This window comes from Bifidobacterium leontopitheci (genome assembly GCF_009193355.1).
Classification (GTDB): domain Bacteria; phylum Actinomycetota; class Actinomycetes; order Actinomycetales; family Bifidobacteriaceae; genus Bifidobacterium; species Bifidobacterium leontopitheci.
Genome location: NZ_WBVT01000069.1, coordinates 1 through 5,164 on the forward strand (window position 1 = coordinate 1; position 5,164 = coordinate 5,164).

At 64.7% G+C, this 5,164-nt stretch carries 3 protein-coding genes and 1 pseudogene; all 4 read right to left on the reverse strand.

The window, feature by feature from the left end; all coding sequences use genetic code 11:
- Positions 1–205: pseudogene (locus tag F7D09_RS10880) on the reverse strand (carbohydrate ABC transporter permease); the annotation flags it as partial.
- Positions 206–338: 133 nt separating this feature from the next.
- Entirely contained in the window at positions 339–1,667 is a 1,329-nt protein-coding gene (locus F7D09_RS10885; RefSeq protein WP_152235506.1) for an ABC transporter substrate-binding protein, read from the reverse strand.
- 1,205 nt (positions 1,668–2,872) lie between these two features.
- Complete coding sequence (locus tag F7D09_RS10890; protein WP_152235507.1) at positions 2,873–3,475, reverse strand: nitroreductase family protein; 603 nt, start codon at positions 3,473–3,475, stop codon at positions 2,873–2,875.
- 619 nt (positions 3,476–4,094) lie between these two features.
- Complete coding sequence (gene rsmD, locus F7D09_RS10895) at positions 4,095–4,733, reverse strand: 16S rRNA (guanine(966)-N(2))-methyltransferase RsmD (protein WP_152235508.1); 639 nt, start codon at positions 4,731–4,733, stop codon at positions 4,095–4,097.
- Positions 4,734–5,164 lie beyond the last annotated feature (431 nt).

Consider the following 5,164-nt stretch of genomic DNA (forward strand, 5'->3'; position numbering starts at 1 on the left):
AGAACGAGATGTACACCGCATACACCAACGGGATGATGAACACGAACACGAACACCACCGCGAACGGCCACATGAACTTCCAACCACGCCAATCCGGCTTGTGCCTATTCACACGAGCCGACGGCGCGTGCTGCGTCGCCGCAGTCGCCTCGGCCGCAGTCGCTCCGGCCACGGTCGCGGCCGTCTCCGTTGTCTGACCTGACATCATCGTTGTCTCCCTTGTTCCTGAAATCCACCGGCGGCGTCCCGTCTCGCGGACATGCCGGGGCGGGAAGCCTCGGAAGGCCTCCCGCCCCCGTCCGCCCGCAATGCGCAGACGTTTCGACCCCGCCGTCCGGCTACTTGACGGTGACGGTGTAGCCCTGCTGCTTGCCGTATTCGGCCATCGTGTTGGCGTAGGTCGCCATGGCCTCCTTCAGGGTCTTCTTGCCCTGGTATGCGGGGGCCACGTCGTCGCCGTACTTGGTCTGCGCGTACGGGTTGTACGGCAGGTACTGGAACGTGGAGACCTTGCGCTTGGCAGCTGCGACGAGCACCTTGTTGACCTGCTGGCCGCCGAAGTACTCGTTCTTCTGGTTTTGGAAATCCTCATCGTCAAGGATGGACGCCTTCGCCGGGAAGGTGCCGTGGTCGGCCATCACCTGCGCGCCGGCACCATGGGTGAGGAACTCGGCGAACTTGTAGGCGGCAGCCGTGTTCTTGGACTGCTTGGTGACGGCGAGCGCCGAGCCGCCATCCTCGGAGGACGCCTCCGCGCCCTCCTCCCACTGCGGTAGCTGGGCGACGCGCCAGTTGCCCTTAGCGGCGGCGGCGCTGGACTCGAGGTTCGTGGGCATCCACGCGCCGATGGTCAGCGAGGCGATGGTGCCGTCGCCGAGCGAACGGTACCAGTCGTCGGTCCAGTTGCCGATCTTGGTGTTGATCAGGCCTTCGTCGATGAGCTTCTGCTGGAGCTCGACGTAACGCTCCATGCCCTTGTCGTGCATGTTGATGGTGATGTTCTCGCCGTCGACCTTCCACGGGTAGGCGCCCGCCTGCCAGGCCTGCGCGGCGAACGGCTGGAAGCCGTTGGAGCTGCCGTCGTTGTTGGCGATGTAGTAGTTGTCGCCGAGCGCGTGGATCTTCTTGGCGGCCTCATAGTAGTCGTCCCAGGTCTTGATGTTCTCGCCGTCGACGCCGGCCTTGTCGAACACGGCCTTGTTGTAGAAGAAGACCTCCGGGCTGGAGTCGATGGGCAGCGCGTACGGCTTGCCCTCCTGCAGCATCTTGGCCCAGGAGCCGGCGGTGAAGTCGGATTCGAGCTTGTCGGCGCCGAACTGGGAGAGTTCGATGAGGCTGCCGTCGACCACGAACTGCGGAACGGTGGCGTCCTCGAGCATTACGACGTCCGGGGCGCCCTTGCCGGCGGCGATGGCGTTCTGCAGCGAGGTCGCGGTGTCGGAGCCGGTGCCGGTGTTGGAGTACTTGACCTTGATGTTCGGGTTGGCCTTCTCGAAGGCGGCGATGGTCTCCTTGAGGCCGTTGCCCCAGCCCCAGAAGACGATTTGGCCCTTGGCGTTGGCGGTGTCGGTGTCGACGGCGGTGTTGCTGTCGGAGCCGCAGGCGGCCAGACCGACGAGCGTGCCCATGGCCGCGACCGCGGCGATGGCCTTCTTGATGTTGCGCATGATGTTCTCCTTTTGAACCGTTGGGCTTTTCGCCCGGTCCGGCGTGGCTGCCGTGACAGTCGTGGTGGTCATGGCTGTCATGACTGTCGCGGCTGTCTGCCCGTCATGGTGTCGGCATGACGTTGGTATGACGTCCGTGTAGTGCCGGGCCGGTCGACGCCTTCGTGGTCGACTTCCTTGTTCGCTTATCCGGGTGCTTTCCTTTGGTACACCCGTGTACCAACAGCTCTTATGATACATCGGTGTATCAGAATGTCAAAACCCGCGACACGCCCGCGCGCGGCGGCCAACCCACAACAGGCAGCCACACAACGGGTCGCACTCAAACCCTCGCAACGGACCATCCCACAACGGGCCGCACTCCCCCAGCGGGTCACACTCCCCCAACGGGTCACACCCCCAGCGGGTCACACCCCAGCGGGTCACACTCCCCCAGCGGGTCACACTCCCCCAACGGGTCACACCCCCAGCGGGTCACACCCCCAGCGGGTCGCACTCAGACCCCTCCGCAACAGGCCACCCCACAACAAGCCGCACCACAACAAACCGTCCCCGAACCACCCCACTCAAGTACGGTTCGCCAAGAAAAATCGACCGAACGTGCCCAAACCACCATCCCCGAGTACGGTCTGTCAGCAATCCACAACCGAACGTACCCGAACCGCACCCTACGAGTACGCTCCGTTGAGAAACCACGACGGACCGCACTCAGACCACCCCGCCCGGGTACGGTCCGTCCGAACAATCCAGCCGAACGTACTCCAGCAGACTCCGGTAGCCGAGCGTGCGCCTGAACGGCATTCGAGACCGGCGGCCGATTGCGGCTTAGGCCCGGGCATAAGGCCCGACGGATATTTCGACGGGTGGGACGTCATTGGTTGATTAGAGCACCATGGAGGGTTTGTGCCGCGCGTTTTCAGTTCACGATTTGGCACGCCCTGCAAATCATGAACGGAGTTATGTGCGATTGAACATGCAGAAGCGCGGAATTCCGCCGATTGCCTTCAACGACATGTGCGATTCTGTGCGCTTTGGCGTTCACGATTTGCACGGGCGCGCAAATCGTGAACGGTCGGCCGCGCCGCAACGTCCCAAGCAACAAAAAATGTCACAGCGGGTGAACACCCGCTGTGACATTTATGGCGAATCATCGCGAAGGACGCAAGCACAGCCCATGCAGCCGCGAAGGTCGCGCCCCGCAGACCTTACAGGCCGAAGACCTTGACGCGCGCGTCGGCCGGCTGCTTCTCGACCGGGCCGGCGGGCTGCGCGACGGTGCCGAACGGCATCTGGGCCTGCAGCTTCCAGCTGGCCGGCAGACCGAATTCGGCGGTGACGGCCTCATCGATCAGCGGGTTGTAGTGCTGGAGGGAGGCGCCCAGGCCCTTCTCGGCGAGCGCGGTCCACACGGCGAGCTGGAGCATGCCGGCGGCGTCACGCGCGAAGCCGGGGAAGTTGGCGGCGTAGGCGGGGATGTTCTCCTGCAGCTGCTTGGTCACGTCGGTGTCGTCGTAGAACAGGACGGTGCCGTGGCCGGCGGCGAAGGCGTTGATCTTGGCCTCGGTGGACTTGAAGGCCTCCTCGTCGTTGACGACCTTGCGCAGGGTCTCCTTGACGATGTCCCACAGCTTCTGGTTGGCGTCGCCGAACAGGACGACCGCGCGCTGCGGCTGGGAGTTGAAGGCGGACGGCACGGCCACAGTGACGTCCTCGACCAGCTTGACGATCTCCTGGTCGGCGATCGGGGAGTCGCTGGTGAGCGCGTACTGGGAACGGCGCGCCTGCAGGTCTTCGACAAAGTTCGTCATGATATGTCCTTTCGGATGGTTTGGTTCGTTGCTTTCCCGCCCGACTTGATACCTCGAATCGAGCTATTCCATATATCACGATACGAGGGATGTCGGCGCCGACGGCGCGTGTTCGCTCTCAGAGAACACCCTCTGCATCACGCCGCCCGGGCGAGCTGAATGACACGCGTCTACAACCCCAGTGTTTGCAAGGGTTTTCAGGAGCGCGTCACGCTGCAAGGGCGAGCAGCGTGACATTGCTCACGCTCCCGCGTGGGACCGTGCGCGAACCCGCGCGCGAGCCCACGCAAGCCCTGCATGCAATCCGGCAAGCGGGTCCGGCATACGAATCCAGCGACCGCCCCCACGGGCACGCCACCACGCCCTGCCCGCGCCGAACGACATACGTCCACAATCCCAGCATTCGCAATGGTTCTCGGGGGTGCATTACACCGCCAAGGCAAGCAGAGCGGCACGCCCCGCCACTGCCAGAACCCCTGCTCGGACCCGGACGAACACTGCGCGCAATCCCGGCACGCGAGCCCCGCAGCTGGCTCCCACAAGCATGTCACCGCAGCCCCGCACGCACCGATTGGTATACGCCCACCATCCAGCATTCGCAAGGATGTTCAGGAATGCGTCACGCCGCTGATGTTGCCTCCGCGTCAGGGTCCTGCTCGATGTAGAACACGGCCGTCTCGCCATAGTCGCGGCGGTCGGTGACGCTCCAGCCGGCAGGCATCGTCGGGTCGTCGGAGCGCGCGGACCGCTCCAGCACAATCACCGCGCCGGGCGCCGTCAGATCGTTCGCGACGATGCCGTCCAACAGCTCGGAACATGCCTCGGTCTCGAACGCGTACGGCGGATCGATGAAGATCACGTCGAACGGACCGCCAACGCCGCCGGACGAGACGAACTTCTCCGCGCGGGCGCGAATCACGCGGGCGGACGTCGCCGCATCCCACGCGTGATGCCGCTTCAGCGAGGTCAGCGTCTTCGCGATGAGCGCGGCGGCCGGCGCGGCGGATTCGACCGCCACCAGGCTTCGCGCACCACGGCTCAGCGCCTCGATGCCCAATGCTCCCGTGCCGGCGAACAGGTCGAGCACTCGGGCGTCCCCGAGCACACCCCACGAGTCGAGGCGCGAGAAGATCGCCTCCTTGGTCCGGTCGGTGGTCGGCCGGGTGCCCGGCTTCGGCGTGGCGAGCGGCGCGCCCTTGAATCGTCCTGAAATCACGTGCATAGGCTCCACTATAGAGAGCCGTGGGGTCCGACCCATGCGCCAGGGAGCCAACGGATGAACAGGACGCCGACCGCGTGGGCGCGGCGTCCAACCCATGCATCAGGGAACCAGCGTCGTCCAGAACCGTGTGCGCCGTGTCGAGCTGTCTGACCCATGCGACACAGGGAACCAACCACCCGTCCACGGCACTTCATGGCCGGGGAACGTCCGACCCATGCGCCAGGGAGCCAGCGACGCGCACCACGTGATGGCTGTGCATGACGTGGGCCCGCCCGCGAGCAGTCCCACTGGCTCGCCGACGAAGGGATGACGGCCGCGCATGACCTGCCCCGCCCCCCCACACTGAACTGCACCCCGATTGTTGGACTGCGATAATGCAGATTCGATGATTGGAGGTGCGGTTTCTCATGTGTGGGGATCGCAGGCGTCATTACGACGACGGTTTCATGAGGAAGGTCGCGGACCTG

Excerpts from the sequence above, each read along its gene's own strand:
- rsmD (WP_152235508.1), bottom strand. The coding sequence starts at position 4,733 with ATGGGTCGGACCCCACGGCTCTCTATAGTGGAGCCTATGCACGTGATT.
- F7D09_RS10890 (WP_152235507.1), bottom strand. The coding sequence starts at position 3,475 with ATGACGAACTTTGTCGAAGACCTGCAGGCGCGCCGTTCCCAGTACGCG.
- F7D09_RS10885 (WP_152235506.1), bottom strand. The coding sequence starts at position 1,667 with ATGCGCAACATCAAGAAGGCCATCGCCGCGGTCGCGGCCATGGGCACG.